This window comes from Aporhodopirellula rubra (genome assembly GCF_014192335.1).
Classification (GTDB): domain Bacteria; phylum Planctomycetota; class Planctomycetia; order Pirellulales; family Pirellulaceae; genus Rhodopirellula; species Rhodopirellula rubra.
This window is the reverse complement of record NZ_JACHXU010000004.1, coordinates 382,555-397,718: the sequence shown is the minus strand read 5'-3', so window position 1 is coordinate 397,718 and position 15,164 is coordinate 382,555. Positions and strand designations below refer to the sequence as shown.

Genomic DNA, 15,164 nt, shown 5'->3' with positions numbered 1-15,164 from the left:
AGGCTTGATGATCAATTGACGCCAGTGCGTTGGTTCATCAAGCGTCTCGGTTTATTCCTGCACTTGGCTTGGTTGCCACGCGGTTAGACGCTCGCCCCGAGTTTGCATTGTTGCCGGTTGCGAACGTCTGGTCTGCCGCGATGTTGCATGTTCGTTTCGATCGTGAGTGAACGCTACAGCACCAATCCGGTTGCGAACGTGACACCGTCCAGGCCGATGGACGAGTCGGAGTTGACCGGGCCGCCCGCATCGAGCCACACCTGGGCTTCATACCCGACTCGCAAGAAGCAACCGCATCGTGGTGTCAACGATTGGCCGAACTGCAAACCCACGGAACACTCGGCGTTCGTTAGGATTTCGCGATGGATTGCACGGTCCTCCAGTTCCGTCGTGTAGGCGCCTTTCATTTCGTAGATGCGTTGGTCGGTGTCACCGATGAGGAAGGCACCACGCATGTTGCTGTAGAACGAGAAACGGCTGCACATGATTTGCCGGGTCAACCACAGCGACGCGGTTGGGCCGGCGCCTGCGAAGTCGAGATCGTTGGTGACGGCTTCCTGAAGAACGCCACCCCCGTCGTGAACATCGCCGCGGAGCAGTTGATTCATTTCCGCAATGCGAACGCCCAACCCGAACATGGCTTGGGTTGATGCGAAACAGAATTGCTGTGTCGCTTCGATGTCATAGGTTTGCAATTTCAGTTCATGTTGCGACGTCAGTGTCTCGCCCGCGTTCGCATTCGCGTTGCGAGTAAGGTTGCTGCCCGCACCGAACACGTTGACGAATACCGGTGTGGCACCGACCACGGCAGTGACCGAGACGGGATCCGGTTCGTCGTCAAAGCTGAAGTAGGTGAAACGGACACCTGTGCCGCGGCACGACTGCCATCCCAACCACGCACGCGGGCTGAGGTCGTGTTCATAGTCGAACGGCACGAGGGTGTTGCCGACCGGTGGGTCGATGATCAACGCCACGTTCTGTCCGAAGTTCGCACGAAGCCACAGAAATTCGAAGCCGCCATAGAAGCCGGGGGCAAAATTCCCGAATCGTCCGGATCCGAACGTTGGCATCGACGCGACATCGGCTGGACCACATGCGTTGCCGTACCCAGTTCCGCCGCCAACGAGGACTGCGCCACCGATCGCTGCGTCACCGATCATTTGGCCGTTGCCACAGGAGTTGCCTGACGTGCTCATGGAGGCTGATGATCCTGCGTACCCGGACGCTCCGGCAACGGAATAGCCGTCGGAGTATCCGTCCGTGTAAACCATGCCTGTTCCCGACATCGTACCCGGGCCGGAGAACCCTGTTCCCTGACATCCACCGCCGAGTTGGCTCGGCGACATTTGACCACCGCCCTGGTATCCCGAATGGTAGAGATAAGCGGTGTCGGATGTGGTACCAAACGACCCGCCCATCTGGCCCCCGTATGGCAAGGTGCTGTAACCGCTCGAGGAACATCCTCCATAAGGTGTCGTTGAGTAAATTGCCCCGCCGCAAATCGGCGATCCACACGCGGGAGTCCCGCAAGACGCCAATTGGGCGTTTTGAGCCTGAGCCCGATTCGGAGATGGGAATGGTCCGGCGGCGATTGCTAATACTGCGAGGATCGCAGCGGTACGGTGGTGGATGCTCATGATTGTCATCGAGGTGAAGTGAAACTGATTGTTCTATCTGCCCTATCGGGCTGCACATCTGTATCAATCGTGTTTCGGAAAACGATCTGCTTAATCCGACCTGACCGTATTAGTTCAACATTGATCGCACACTCCCGACGTGCCATTTCGCACAATTGTCAGTGTGTTGCGCGGTTCGCCGCCGCCGCTGGTCCTGAAACGCACGTGACCTCCGACGCTGAGGGAGGCCGATTTCGCTGACCCGCTCGGCGCTGGTCGGGATTAGCACGGCCTCGTGATGATCTGTACGGTGTTGGTCTCGAATTGCCGTGCGACGGCCGGATGCTTGCGTAACTCGGCGTTTCGCCGACAATGCTCGCTTTGTGTGCTCGAAACTGACTCTCCACTCTGAATTCCCCTCAATTTCTCATGAAATCCATGGACGCCCTGGTGTCGTTGTGCAAACGACGCGGTTTTTTGTTTCAATCCAGCGAAATTTACGGTGGGGTTCAGGGGTTGTGGGACTACGGTCCGTTGGGCGTTGAACTCAAACGCAACCTCAAGGATGCGTGGTGGCAGGACATGATCAGCGGCCACAACGAACTGGCCACTCCCGCTGGTGCCCCCAGCCCGTTCGAGATGGTCGGCCTGGATTGCACCATTCTGATGCACCCCCAGGTGTGGAAATGCAGCGGCCACTACGACCTTTTCCACGATTACATGGTCGATTGCCGGGAATCGAAAAAACGTTATCGACACGATCAGGTTCGAGGCCGATTTGTCGAATACAAAGACCAAAAGATCTTTGTGACGACACTTGCCGAAATCGAGCAGGAAATCGACGAGATCCGCCGTCGTTCGCTCAAGTTCTTCAAGCTGCGACCTAAGAACGCAGACGACATCACGATCGGCGACGAGTCGATCACGCTCGATAAAGTCGATTCTCACGACGACGTTCTCGGACCGGATGCGAAAACGCTCGGCACGCTCACCGAGCCGCGTGAATTCAACTTGATGTTCAAGACCACGCTCGGAGCCCTCGGTGGTGAGGACGACACGACGTTCCTGCGACCGGAAACCGCACAAGGGATCTTTGTCAATTTCAAGAACGTGCTCGATAGCTCGCGGGTTCGTGTCCCGTTCGGGATCGGTCAGGTCGGCAAGAGTTTCCGCAACGAAATCACCCCGCGGAACTTCACCTTCCGGTCGCGTGAGTTCGAACAAATGGAAATCGAATTCTTTTGTCATCCCGATCAATCGCAAGACTGGTATCGATACTGGCGTGATCGTCGGATGGCCTGGTACACCGAGATGGGATTGTCCGGTGAATCGCTGATCATGCGCGAGCACGAACAGTCCGAGTTGGCGCACTACAGCGTCGGCACTGCGGACATCGAATATGCGTTCCCGTTCCTTCCCGAAGGCGAGTATGGCGAACTCGAAGGCATCGCGCACCGCGGCGATTTTGATCTCCGCAGTCACATGGAAGGGAAACTCGACCCGGCCACGAATCCGATGACAGTGCAACTCGGCGAAGACGGCAAGCCGAAGTACCGCGGCAGTGGAAAAGACCTCACTTACCGTGATGACATTTCGAACGAGAAGTTCACTCCTCATGTGATCGAGCCGTCCGCCGGTGCCGACCGGGCTGCCCTTGCGTTCTTGTGCGAAGCGTACACCGAAGACGAGGCTCCCGACGAAAAGGGCAATCTGCAAACGCGTACGGTGATGAAGTTGCACCCGCGACTCGCGCCGATCAAGGCAGCGGTATTCCCGTTGGTGAAAAAGGACGGGATGCCTGAAATCGCTCAAGAAATCTACGCGGGCCTGAAACAACACTTCAACGTTTTCTATGACGCCAAGGGTGCGGTCGGTCGTCGCTATCGTCGCCAGGACGAAGCCGGCACGCCATACTGCATTACCGTCGACGGTGATTCGTTGACGGACAAGACGGTCACCATCCGCGACCGTGACTCACTCGAGCAAACTCGTATCAAGATCGACGACGTCGTCGACGTAATTCGCAGTCGGATTCTTCAATAGCAGTGACTGCTCACCTTGTCCGAATCGGTTTCGCAGGCGATTGCTTCGTCGCGGTTTCACTCGTTGAATCGGCGACCTTCACGCGTGGCAGCGAAGTGTTGGTGCAGACGCCACGCGGGATCGAACTCGGTGAGGTGCTCGGCGAAGTTTCGGTGAACAATGCGGGATCGGGCGACACGCAATCGGGCGACATGCAATCGGGCAATGCGGGATCGGAAGAGGAAGATGCGCCCACGGCACGATTGCGGATCATCCGCTCGCTTACTGAGGAAGATCGGCTTCTGGTCGAGCGATTGCAGCGATACAAGCGTGATGCCGTGCGTCGTTGCCAAGACGTACTGGCGAGCAGCGATTCGGACGCCGTGCTGCTCGATGTGGATCAATTGTTCGACGGCAATACTCTCGTGTTGCATTTCCTCGGCCCGGTCGACGCACTCGGTCGAGAAATCACCGATCAAATCGTCGCTGAGTATGAAGCTCGGGTGCAGTCGATCCGGCTCGCCGAATTAATGACCCACGGTTGCGGTCCTGATTGTGGGACCGAAGCGGGCGGTGGTTGCGGTACGGGGGGCGGTTGTGCCTCCTGTGCGGTAGCGGGTGCCTGTACGAAATAACGTGACTTTCGAAGACCATTCAATACACCTGATCGCACCATGCCCGACAGTCTTTACTTAGCCACTAACGAAAACGCGACGGGCAAACGGATGATCGCCCTCGGGGTCATGGAACTCGCGATGCGGAGGTTCGGTCGGGTCGTTTTCTTCCGTCCTGTCGTGCGTGATTCCGCCGACGACGATCAAAGCATTCGGCTGATGCGATCACGCTATCAACTCGCTGCGTCGCCACAACAGATGTTCGGCGTGACCCGCAAAGAAGCGCGTCAAATGCTCGCTGAGGATCGATACGAAGGGTTGATCCAACGCATCCAACAGAAATTTAAGAACCTGCAAGAGTCAGCTGAATTCGCGGTTGTCGAGGGCACGAGTTTCCAAGGGCTGGCGACGGAGATCGAATTCGAACTCAACGCGGACATCGCCGTCAACCTCGGCTGTGCGATCATGTCGGTCTATTCCGCGGCGAGCCAATCGGTGGAGGAGAGTGTGCAGTCGATCCGGATCGGGAACGACTCGCTCACCGATCACGGCGGGCAATTGCTGGCGACCGTGGTGAACCAGGTTCCGCCGGAACAACGCGATGCTCTGCGGGCGGGATACGCGGCGGCGGGACTCGCCAACACGGCGCCGATATACACGTTGCCTGAGGAGCCTCTGTTGCGGCAACCCACCGTGCGTGAAATTCAGGTCGGCCTCGGTGCGTCGGTACTCGGTGGTGATGAATCAACTTTTGATCGCGAGGTGGCTCGGTTGAAGGTGGCCGCGATGTTGTTACCTGACTTTCTCGAACGTATGAAGGCCGGAAGTCTGGTGATCACACCGGGAGACCGCAGCGACATCATCATCGGCTGCGCGCTGGCGAGTTTGCATTCGGGCAGCCCGTCACCGGCGGGACTTGTGTTGACCGGTGGCCTTTTGCCGCCACTCGCGGTACGGCGAATGGTGAATCCGACGAGTGGATTGCCGATCCTGACCACGAACGTTGACACGTTTACCGCCGCGACAATGGCGTCGAACGTGCGTGCGGAAATCGGCGAACACTCACCGCGAAAGATTGAGTCCGCACTCGGATTGTTCGAGCGAAGTATCGACATGGAAGATCTCGCTCATCGGTTGGAGGCGCCTGGTATTCAACGTATTACGCCGATGTTGTTCGAACACTCGCTCATCCAGCGAGCCCGTGAAAACCGCGTTCGCATTGTCCTGCCCGAAGGCCAGGATCCGCGAATCCTGCAGGCGGTCGATGTTCTGCGGCGACGGGGGGTCGCCGACATCGTCTTGTTGGGCGACCCGGCGAAGATACGAAGTGCGGCCAGCCAGGTGGGCGTGACACTGCCGGAACTCGACGCCTTGGAAGCAGGAGGAAAGCCCGTCGCCCACGACCCCGACAGTGAAACCCCTACGGTCGAGATCATTCATCCACCGTCGAGTCCGTTGTTGGACTCGTTCGTCGAGGAGTACTATCTGCTGCGTCGCCACAAAGGGTTGACCCGCGACGTCGCACGCGACCGGATGCAAGAGGTCAGCTATTTCGGAACCATGATGGTGCGCCGGGGCCTTGCCGCGGGAATGGTTTCCGGTGCGATGCACACGACCGCGGCGACGATTCGGCCGGCTTTCGAATTTATCAAAACACGTCCCGGGATCGGCTGCGTCAGCAGTGTGTTTCTGATGTGTCTGAAGAACGGCGTTTTGGTCTACGGCGACTGTGCGGTTGTCCCCAACCCGACGGCGGAACAGTTGGTCGAAATCGCCAGTTGCAGTGCCGATACGGCAACTCAGTTCGGCATCGAACCACGCGTCGCGATGTTGTCTTACTCGACCGGTGAAAGTGGACAGGGGGAGGACGTCGAACGGGTTCGATCGGCGACCGCGATGCTCAAAACGGCACGCCCCGAACTCTTAGTCGAAGGCCCGTTGCAATACGACGCCGCGATCGATCCGAGTGTTGCGGCCGCGAAACTGCCAGGCAGTAAAGTGGCGGGTAGGGCGACTGTATTTATCTTTCCCGACCTCAACACGGGCAATAACACCTACAAAGCGGTTCAGCGATCTGCCAACGCGTTGGCGATTGGCCCCGTTCTGCAAGGGTTGCGGCGTCCCGTCAACGACCTTTCACGTGGATGCACCGTGGCCGATATCGTCAACACCGTTGCGATCACCGCGGTTCAGGCACAGGCGTCTGAGTCCATCGCCTTAGATCCGGTACCCACCGACAACATCGACGAAGCACCTGTCTCATGAACATTCTTGTATTCAATGTTGGATCGACCACGCTCAAGTACGCGTGCGTCAAAGTCTCGACCGGCGAGCGGCTTTACGAGGGACTCGTCGATCGGATTGGACAGGTCGGGGGTGACGCCCCTGATCACCTTTCCGCGGCACGTTGCGTGCTCGAACAATTCGGCTTGTTGCCGGGAATGCAAACGCCAAAGGACATGCCGAAGCTATCCGCGATCGCTCACCGCATCGTTCAAGGTGGCGACAGCTATCCGACACCTGCGGTAGTCAATGCCGAGGTGCTCGCACAACTCGAGACACTCGACACGCTCGCGCCGCTTCATAATCCGTCCGCCCGGTCGGTGGTCGTTGCGATCGATAGCTTGGGCGTTCCGTTGCCGCAAGTCTTGGTTTTTGATACTGCTTACTTTAGTACGCTGAAACCTGCCGCCTATCGGTATGCCATTCCCGAGCCGATCTACCGCGCCCATCGTGTTCGTAAGTACGGGTTCCATGGCACGTCGCATCGTTTCGTCACGCAACTCGCGATCGAACGCCTGGATATCGAATCGCCTGCCCGCATTATCTCGTTGCATCTGGGTGGTGGAGCGAGTGTGACCGCGTCGATCGATGGTGCTGCCGTTGATACGTCGATGGGAATGACGCCTCTCGAGGGACTCGTCATGGCGACGCGGTGTGGCGACATTGATCCATCGGTGCCGTTGCACCTGATTCGATCGGCGGGAATGTCCGTCGATGATGTGGATCGATTGCTCAACAAGGAAAGCGGTCTGGTCGGGTTATGTGGCGAAGCCGACATGCGGGCAATCTTATCGCGTCGTGAAGCCGGCGACGGCGCAGCCGAGTTAGCGATCGATATCTACGTTCGCCGGATCCAAAAAGTCATTGGTGGTTACATCGCGATTCTCGGCGGTCTCGACGCATTGATCTTTACCGCGGGAGTTGGCGAACACGCGGTGAAGATCCGCGAACTCGTTACAGGACCGCTGGCTCACTTGGGGATTGTGATCGATCCTGGCGCGAACGAATCACCTCCGATGCGCGACAGCGTGGCTGAAATCAGTCACCCTTCGGCCACGGTTCGCACGTTGGTCGTGGCCACCAATGAAGAGCTCGCGATTGCTCGCGAATCGGCACAACTGTTGATGGACGCGTAGGCGTCTGCCTCGAGGACTGAATTCGGGCGAATCCAGCTAGCGTAATCGGTCACGCTATCAGTTGAACAGCTTTAGGTCAGGTCGATCGTTCGGAGTCGGAGTGCGTTGCCGATCACGGACACGCTGCTCAAACTCATCGCCGCCGCTGCCACCATCGGGCTGAGCAATAGGCCAAACACTGGGTACAAAAGTCCAGCCGCTAAGGGGATTCCGATTGCATTATAAACGAACGCGAAGAACAGGTTTTGGCGGATGTTACGCATCGTTTTACGGCTGAGGTTCGCCGCCGCCGCGACACCACGTAAATCGCCGCCGACCAACGTCACGCCTGCGGACTCGATCGCGACGCCGGTGCCCGTTCCCATTGCGATTCCCACGTTCGCTTCGGCGAGTGCCGGAGCGTCGTTGATCCCATCACCCGCCATCGCAACCACTTTGCCTTGCTCTTTTTGTTTGCGAATGAAGCTCAGCTTTTCTTCCGGCGAGACGCCTGCGTGGTACTCGTCAATGCCGAGTTCAGCAGCAACGGACTTCGCCGTCGCCTCCGCATCGCCGGTCAACATCACGACTCGCAAACCGAGTTCGTGCAGTGTTTTAAGAGCAGACGGTGTGGACTCTTTAATCGGATCGGTGATTGAGATCATGCCTGCCAGTTCACCATCGATCACAACGTAGACCACCGTCGCACCATCGCGTTGGTAGCCGATGGCCTTTTGGTTGACTTCATCGATCGACGTCGACGCGGCGAGAGTGCTGGAAATCAATTTCGAGTTGCCGACGAGGACGTCATGCCCATCGACAGTGCCACGAATGCCTTGCCCCGTGATGCTGTCGAAATCGGTTGCCGACGGAATCGGTTCTTCGGCACGCCGGACAACTGATTGTGCGAACGGATGCTCGCTGTGGCTTTCTAACGCTGCAGCGATTACGAGCACGTCGGCTTGTTTCCATTGACCAAACGTTTCGATTGTCGTGACCTCGGGGCGACCTTGAGTCAGCGTGCCCGTCTTGTCGACGACAACCGTGTCGACCTTTTCCATGATTTCCAGCATCTCTGCGTTCTTGACCAACACGCCTTCCTTTGCCCCCCGTCCCACTCCGACCATCACTGACATCGGCGTTGCCAACCCCAGTGCACAGGGGCAAGCAATGATCAGCACCGCGACCGCGGCCACCAAGGCGTGCGCGAGTTGAGGTTCAGGACCGAACACCGCCCATCCGACGAAAGCGGCAATCGAACTCAGGATGACGGCTGGCACGAAGTAGCGTGCAACAACGTCAGCCAGTTTTTGTATGGGGGCGCGGCTGCGCTGCGCATCGGCGACCATTTGCACAATGCGGCTGAGAACGGTTTCGCCTCCCACGCCCGTTGCTTCCATGACGAACGCACCGGTTTGATTCAACGTACCGCCCGTGATCTCATTACCTTCACTTTTAGGAACAGGCATGGGTTCACCGGTCAGCATCGATTCATCGACCCGGCTGCTCCCGCTGATCAGTCGCCCGTCGACAGGGATCTTTTCGCCGGGACGCACGCGGAGGTGATCTCCCTTGCGGACTTCATCGAGCGAGACTTCCTCGTCGGAATCACCGGAGACGCGATGTGCCGTTTCGGGGGTGAGTTGCAGTAGTTCACGAATTGCGCCTCCGGTCTGGTGTCGAGCTCGCAGTTCGAGCACTTGGCCGAGCAGCACCAAGGTGATGATCACGGCGGCGGCCTCGAAGTACAGCGGTGGAACGCCGTTTTCATAGAACGCTCGAGGAATCACATCGGGCAGCACGACGACAACGAAGCTGAACAGATACGCGGCCATCGTGCCGACGGCGATCAACGAAAACATGTTCAGGTTCATCGTCCGGAACGATTTCACGCCGCGAACGAGCAAGGGCCAGCCACACCAAAAGACTACCGGTGTCGCGAGTGCGAGTTGCAGCCATCCGAACGACGTGATGGACAATCCACTTCCGATCCGCAATCCGACCATCGGGCCCATCGCGATCACGAGCAGCGGAATCGATAACGCGGCACCGACCCAGAACCGGCGGCGCATGTCGATGTACTGTTCGTCTTCACCGGTGGCCGAGGCGTCGACGAATTTGGGCTCGAGATCCATTCCACAGATCGGGCAATCGCCTGGACCGACCTGTTCGATCTCCAAATGCATCGGGCAGGTGTAGATTGCGTCCGGGTTTGCGGGCTGAGCGTTCGATTTGGCGGCTGAGCCTCCGCCGCCGTGCCCGCCGCAGCAACTGTGCTCAGGTGCGGAGCCCCCTTTGGCGGCATCTTTAGCCGCGCGGTTCGCCAGCACGCCCGCGGGGTCGGATTCGAATTTGTCTTGGCAGCCTTGATGGCAAAAGAAGTGCGTTTTGCCCTGATAATCGCGGTGCAAAGGCGTCGACGGATCGACCTTCATTCCGCAAACAGGATCAATCGCTTTTGCGGCGGAATCGTCCGGTCGGGGGACCGGGTCAGTGATGGGCAGTTGCATTGGATTTTTCATGCGTGGGCACAGTAGCTCGACGCCGCTGCGTTTTATCGATTCGTGATCGGAGGATTGATCAGTGAGCAGGCGGGAGGCCGCTGATACAAAACATCAGGTCTAAGTTGGTGAGGAGTCTTCGGAGACACAGGGAATTCTACGAGAGCGAGCAAGTCGTATGCCGCGCGGGACCCGACAATCACCAGGAAGTTCCAAAACCAATGGGATTCGTTCGTTGGCTACTCTCATGTCGGCGGTGTTACAATTCAATAGCGAGCCGGATCGGTGCCGCGTTTGGTTGCCCCCACGCTGGGATGCATCAAACGGCGTTGAGCAGCGTTGAGCAGCGGTGAACAGCATTGAACGGTGTTGAACGGTGTTGAACGGTGTTGAACGGTGTTGAACGGTGGCCGCATGAAACACACGCAGGGGAGTATGGTTTGCAACGACGCGTTGGCTGGTTCCTCTTGATGATTGTCATTTCGTGGGTGGTCATGACGTTGACTCACGAGACCGGTCACCTCATTGGTGGTGCCCTTAGCGGCGCCACACTCACGGATTGCGATCTCGCTCCTTGGCGGTTGCCGTATTGCCTGCATTCACCTGACCCGCATCCACTCGTGACACTCTGGGCGGGGCCGGTTTTGGGCGTGATCGTACCGTTTCTCGCGGCGATGATGTTGCGCGTCTGGTGGGCTTGGTTCATCGCGGACTTCTGTTTGATCGCCAACGGCATCTATCTTGCGCTAGCGTGGGTCTCCGGAGATCGTTATCTCGACACGCCGCGACTTCTTGCCGCAGGAACGCACCCTGTTTTCGTTTTCATCTTTTGTGCTTTAACGATCGGGTTCGGATACCCGCGGTTTCGAGACCGCTGCATGCGTGTCCTGGCGAATCAATCGGTTGAAAGAGAGCCGACTTAGTGCGGCAACACTGTCTCGGTTTATTTGACGCGGGAGGCAAACAGCGTTTGGTATTCGCGGAGATGTTCGTCCACCTCGCGTGACAGCATGCGACCGTTGAAATGTCCACTCAAGACGGTGGCGTAATAGATCGGCATGGAAGCCGACGGGGCGAACGGTCCGAGCGAGCTGCCGATGTAGGTTCCGTACGCTGGGTAGAGAACCCGGTTGGCTTCAATAATGCCGGCTCGGTCGCCGCGAGCGTAGAGGTAATCCATCACATCACGTGACGCGACAGTTTCGTGGTAAAGTGGCGTCCAGAGATAGATCAGTCCGTAGGTTCCCGGATACTTTCGCCTCGCAAAGTCTTTCGCATGAGCGAGTTCATGAAGCGCGATCGCGGGAACGTCACTGTAGAGATGCACGGTCTGAGTGAATGGGTTGAAATGGTCGCCACCGATCAGCCGACCGGGAAAGATCGCTTCGCCGCCGACCGACAATAATCCGAGTGTGTAACGGTACGGCCACGCAACGGTGCGGTTTTTTTTCAGTCGTTTGAAATCCTTCAATGGCGCGTATTGGTTCAACCGAACTTTGATGTGCGCGAGTTCTGCCGATTGCATGTAATCGGTTGCCACCTCGATCGTAGGCTCAGTGATGCGGTGGTTGTCGATGCGTCGATCCCACAGCAACAACTTGCTGGGAATTCCCCACACCCACCCCGCAGTGTCGAGCCACCAGATCGGTCGACCGACTTCGATCTCGGGCTCGTCGTCACGCGTCAATTCTGGAGAGACGTTGCGTGGATGCATCGCGATGGGTTGCGGCGAAAGGACGTGACATCCCTGTGCTCCCGGTATAACCAACAGCAGCGTTAATACGATTAGATGGTGGACTTTCATGGTGCTTAGAAATCTCTCCAAACACCCAACGTCATGCCGAGCCAACGTGCAGTCGATGAGTCTCCCGCAGCGCCCCAAGTATCACGGGCTTGCGCGACGCCCTGGACCATGAACCCGCGAGCGCCCAATTGCAGAAACGTTTGGTCGGTGATCTTCCACAGCACGTCCGCGTGGGCTTCGTATGCCGTGGCGAATTCACCGCGTCGTCGCGAGAAGGTCGCGAACGATCCATCCATTCGCACACCACTTTGATCGATCAGGCTACCTCCGATTCCACCCGACAAACCGGCCGAGAGGACCAAGGCACGCCAATCCCAATACCCCGTGGCGGTCGCGTCAACGGTGACCACGTGATTTTCACCCACCGCCAAGTCGTCTCGCGTCACATGGTCGAACGCATCGGCAATGTGAGTGTACCGGGCTCCCAGCGTCGTTTCGCTTCGCCCCCGGAGCAGAAGATTAGTCCACCCGTATCCCAATCGCGTCGTCAGCAGCTCTCCATGATTTGAGTAGTACTCGCCGGGGCGAAACTCCGTCTCTCCTTCGCCGGTGGTTCGCAACAACGAGAACTCTGTGATCTGTCCAGGACGTGATATTCGAAATGGGGTTTGGTGAGACAGCCGAACACGAAAGCCTGCGTTTAAATCCGACTCCACCGTCGAGATCCGATCGGTGCCGCCGTCGTTCCAACGCAAATCGATATCATCGTCGCGGTCCATCATCACGCCCTGCAGCGTTCCGGACCACGCGGGCGTTGGCGACATGATGATCACATCATCAACCACGAGCGTGTTTGCCTGCCAATCCGACGACGTGATCGCCATCGGCAACTCTTCGGAAGATTTACCTTGGGCAGAGATGTCTTGGGCAGAGGTGTCCGCGCATGCAACGCATGGCACCATGAGCACTGCAGTCCAGACCGCAGCCAGGATCCGTCGGCGATGAGCGGTGACGACGTGCAATGCGGCTTCAGCGTGGTGAGAGTGCGGAGCGGTCGGCCGCGCGTGCCGAATGGATCGGAGGACGATGTCCGAGCGACCGGAAGGACGACCTTGCATCTACCTCAAAAATGGTTGCGACGGCAAGAGCGTACCGGACACGGCGCGTTTCCCATCAACTGTTTCACGACCGGGGACTGCCTCAGGTCGGCTGTTTGCTCCAGTTCGCCTCGTCGGTGTCGAGACGGTCGCATGCCGTCCTTGTTGAGAGTGAGTTTCGCCCGGCGTGGCGCGACGCGGCCGTGAGGATCGAGCGGGCTGGTCACTTTGCTTTTTTGGGCGACAGTCTATAATCGAGTCGACGCGTTATTGGCGTGAAGCGAATTCAATGATCCACGTCGTCCTGTCTCTCATGCGACTGAGACACGCTCGGCGATCGGTGTTCGCTCCTGCTGAATATTCACTCACACGGATGGAACGATGGGATTTTCTGTAGCGTACGAAACCGCTGAACTCATTTCGCCCGCATTGCAGCGGGAGATGATCGCCGTGACGAACGAGCTTTCCAGCGATCGTGCGTGGCTGAGTTGCGAACCACCTCTTTTGATGAATCGCGGTGGGATTCTCGGCGGGGCCAGTAAGCCCAATTTTTCACCCCACCCTGACGAACTCGCGGCCGCGAAAGCAGCGGGCGAACGCGACGGTACGTTGAGCGATCTAATTCAGATCTTGTGCTCGGTGTCATCCCAGTTCGACGTCGATTGGGTGATTTCTCACGACTGCTCCAACGGCCCCCTCGGTTGCATCCGGTGCGGCCGATGTGACCCCGAAGTCCAAGATCAGTGTCAAGTGCTCAGCGAGTTGGCTGAGGAACTGGGCGGATGTGATTTGGATTTGGACGATCTTTGAATCGAGCGAACAAAACTCTCTTGAAATTGACTTTGGCTGGTTACGTTTGAAATTTGGCAACGGTTAACAAGGGTTCCGAAGACCCTTTTCCAATCGATGCATGAACGTTCAAGAAAAACTAGCCGTTTTGGCCGACGCCGCGAAGTACGACGCGTCCTGCGCCAGCAGCGGATCCAAGAAAACCCGTCAAGGCAGCCAAATCGGCAGCACGGAGGGGATGGGGATCTGCCACAGTTACACGCCCGATGGACGATGCGTGTCGCTGTTGAAAATACTGCTCACGAACTACTGCATCTACGATTGTCAGTACTGCGTCAATCGCGTGTCCAGCGACACGCCACGTGCCCGGTTCACCGTTGACGAAGTCGTTTCGTTGACGATGGAATTCTACAAACGCAATTACATCGAGGGCCTCTTTCTGAGTTCCGGAATTATCCAGAATTCCGACTACACGATGGAGCAAATGATCGCGGTGGCGAAACGGCTCCGTACCGAGCAGCACTATGGCGGCTACATTCATCTGAAGACGATTCCCAACGCGTCGCAGGATTTGATCGACCAAGCCGGACAGTGGGCTGATCGCTTGAGCGTGAACATCGAATTGCCCACGGACAACGATTTGTATCGGCTCGCACCGGAAAAGAAGAAGCCTCAGATTGTCGCGACGATGGGCGGGATTCGAGAGCGAATCGACGAGGCGAAAGAGGATGAGAAATCCGGTTTGAAGGCTCGCCGTTTTGCTCCAGCCGGACAGAGCACGCAAATGATTGTGGGGGCAACCGAAACACCGGATGTCGATGTGCTCAAGACCGCGTCGGATTTGTATTCCGGTCAAAAGCTACGTCGGGTGTACTATTCCGCGTACAGCCCGATTCCCCATGCGGACGCTCGCTTGCCCGGTCAATCACCGCCGCTGATGCGTGAGCATCGGTTGTATCAGGCCGATTGGCTGATGCGTTTTTACGGCTTCAAAGCCGATGAAATCGTCGCTGAGAAAGACCGGAATTTGTCGTTGGATCTCGATCCCAAATTGGCATGGGCTCTGGCCAACCGCCAATTTTTTCCCGTTGACGTCAATCGGGCGACTTACGAGGAACTGCTGCGGATTCCAGGGATTGGCGTACGAAACGTGAAACGCATTTTGTCGATTCGAAAGCATCGTCAATTACGGTCGGCTGACTTGCGAAAACTGCGTGTCGCATGGAATCGTACCAAAGCTTTTGTCTTAACCGCTGATCACAACCCCAGCGTTCATGATTTGGATCGGCTGGACCTGAAGTCCAAGGTGACGATCAAGAATGAACAGTTGATGCTGTTCGATGCCGCCGGTTCTGCAATCAGTGGCGAGGTATAGCCGAGCGG

General features: G+C 57.6%; 11 protein-coding genes. 7 read left to right on the top strand and 4 right to left on the bottom strand.

Annotated features, from left to right (window positions below; genetic code table 11):
* Nucleotides 1-173: 173 nt before the first annotated feature.
* Nucleotides 174-1,637, bottom strand: coding sequence for a hypothetical protein (locus tag FHS27_RS08085; protein WP_246419259.1), 1,464 nt, complete (start codon nt 1,635-1,637; stop codon nt 174-176).
* 417 nt (nt 1,638-2,054) lie between these two features.
* Here FHS27_RS08085 and FHS27_RS08080 point away from each other — a divergent pair, with 417 nt between their 5' ends.
* From FHS27_RS08080 to FHS27_RS08065, 4 genes are read left to right on the top strand one after another with little or no spacing between them, the layout of a single operon-like run.
* The gene (locus FHS27_RS08080) at nt 2,055-3,659 is read left to right on the top strand and encodes a glycine--tRNA ligase (protein ID WP_009095582.1); all 1,605 of its coding nucleotides are present in this window, start codon (nt 2,055-2,057) and stop codon (nt 3,657-3,659) included.
* 2 nt (nt 3,660-3,661) lie between these two features.
* Complete coding sequence (locus FHS27_RS08075) at nt 3,662-4,273, top strand: PSP1 C-terminal domain-containing protein (RefSeq protein WP_184303877.1); 612 nt, start codon at nt 3,662-3,664, stop codon at nt 4,271-4,273.
* A gap of 39 nt (nt 4,274-4,312) precedes the next feature.
* A complete protein-coding gene (gene pta / locus FHS27_RS08070) occupies nt 4,313-6,517 on the top strand; it encodes a phosphate acetyltransferase (RefSeq protein ID WP_184303875.1) in 2,205 nt (734 codons plus the stop codon).
* Nucleotides 6,514-7,671 (top strand): acetate/propionate family kinase, encoded by a 1,158-nt coding sequence (locus tag FHS27_RS08065; protein WP_184303873.1) that lies wholly within the window; start codon nt 6,514-6,516, stop codon nt 7,669-7,671. Before pta ends, FHS27_RS08065 begins: the two co-directional genes overlap by 4 nt.
* A gap of 71 nt (nt 7,672-7,742) precedes the next feature.
* On the opposite strand, the gene FHS27_RS08060 is transcribed toward FHS27_RS08065, so the two are convergent.
* The gene (locus tag FHS27_RS08060; protein WP_184303982.1) at nt 7,743-10,160 is read right to left on the bottom strand and encodes a heavy metal translocating P-type ATPase; all 2,418 of its coding nucleotides are present in this window, start codon (nt 10,158-10,160) and stop codon (nt 7,743-7,745) included.
* A 461-nt stretch (nt 10,161-10,621) separates the two neighbouring features.
* On the opposite strand from FHS27_RS08060, the gene FHS27_RS08055 reads away from it, so the two are divergent.
* Nucleotides 10,622-11,074, top strand: a complete 453-nt coding sequence (locus FHS27_RS08055; protein ID WP_246419258.1) for a hypothetical protein — start codon at nt 10,622-10,624, stop codon at nt 11,072-11,074.
* Between the two features lie 20 nt (nt 11,075-11,094).
* Here FHS27_RS08055 and FHS27_RS08050 read toward each other — a convergent pair whose 3' ends face one another.
* Entirely contained in the window at nt 11,095-11,955 is an 861-nt protein-coding gene (locus FHS27_RS08050) for a hypothetical protein (RefSeq protein ID WP_246419257.1), read from the bottom strand.
* 5 nt (nt 11,956-11,960) lie between these two features.
* Entirely contained in the window at nt 11,961-13,013 is a 1,053-nt protein-coding gene (locus FHS27_RS08045) for a hypothetical protein (RefSeq protein WP_246419256.1), read from the bottom strand.
* Between the two features lie 360 nt (nt 13,014-13,373).
* Between FHS27_RS08045 and FHS27_RS08040 the strand changes: the two genes are divergently transcribed.
* Together FHS27_RS08040 and FHS27_RS08035 are read left to right on the top strand one after the other, a co-directional pair.
* Nucleotides 13,374-13,802, top strand: a complete 429-nt coding sequence (locus tag FHS27_RS08040) for a hypothetical protein (protein WP_184303871.1) — start codon at nt 13,374-13,376, stop codon at nt 13,800-13,802.
* A gap of 100 nt (nt 13,803-13,902) precedes the next feature.
* Nucleotides 13,903-15,156: a putative DNA modification/repair radical SAM protein gene (locus FHS27_RS08035; RefSeq protein ID WP_184303869.1), complete on the top strand. Its 1,254-nt coding sequence runs from the start codon at nt 13,903-13,905 to the stop codon at nt 15,154-15,156.
* The last annotated feature ends 8 nt before the right edge of the window (nt 15,157-15,164 follow it).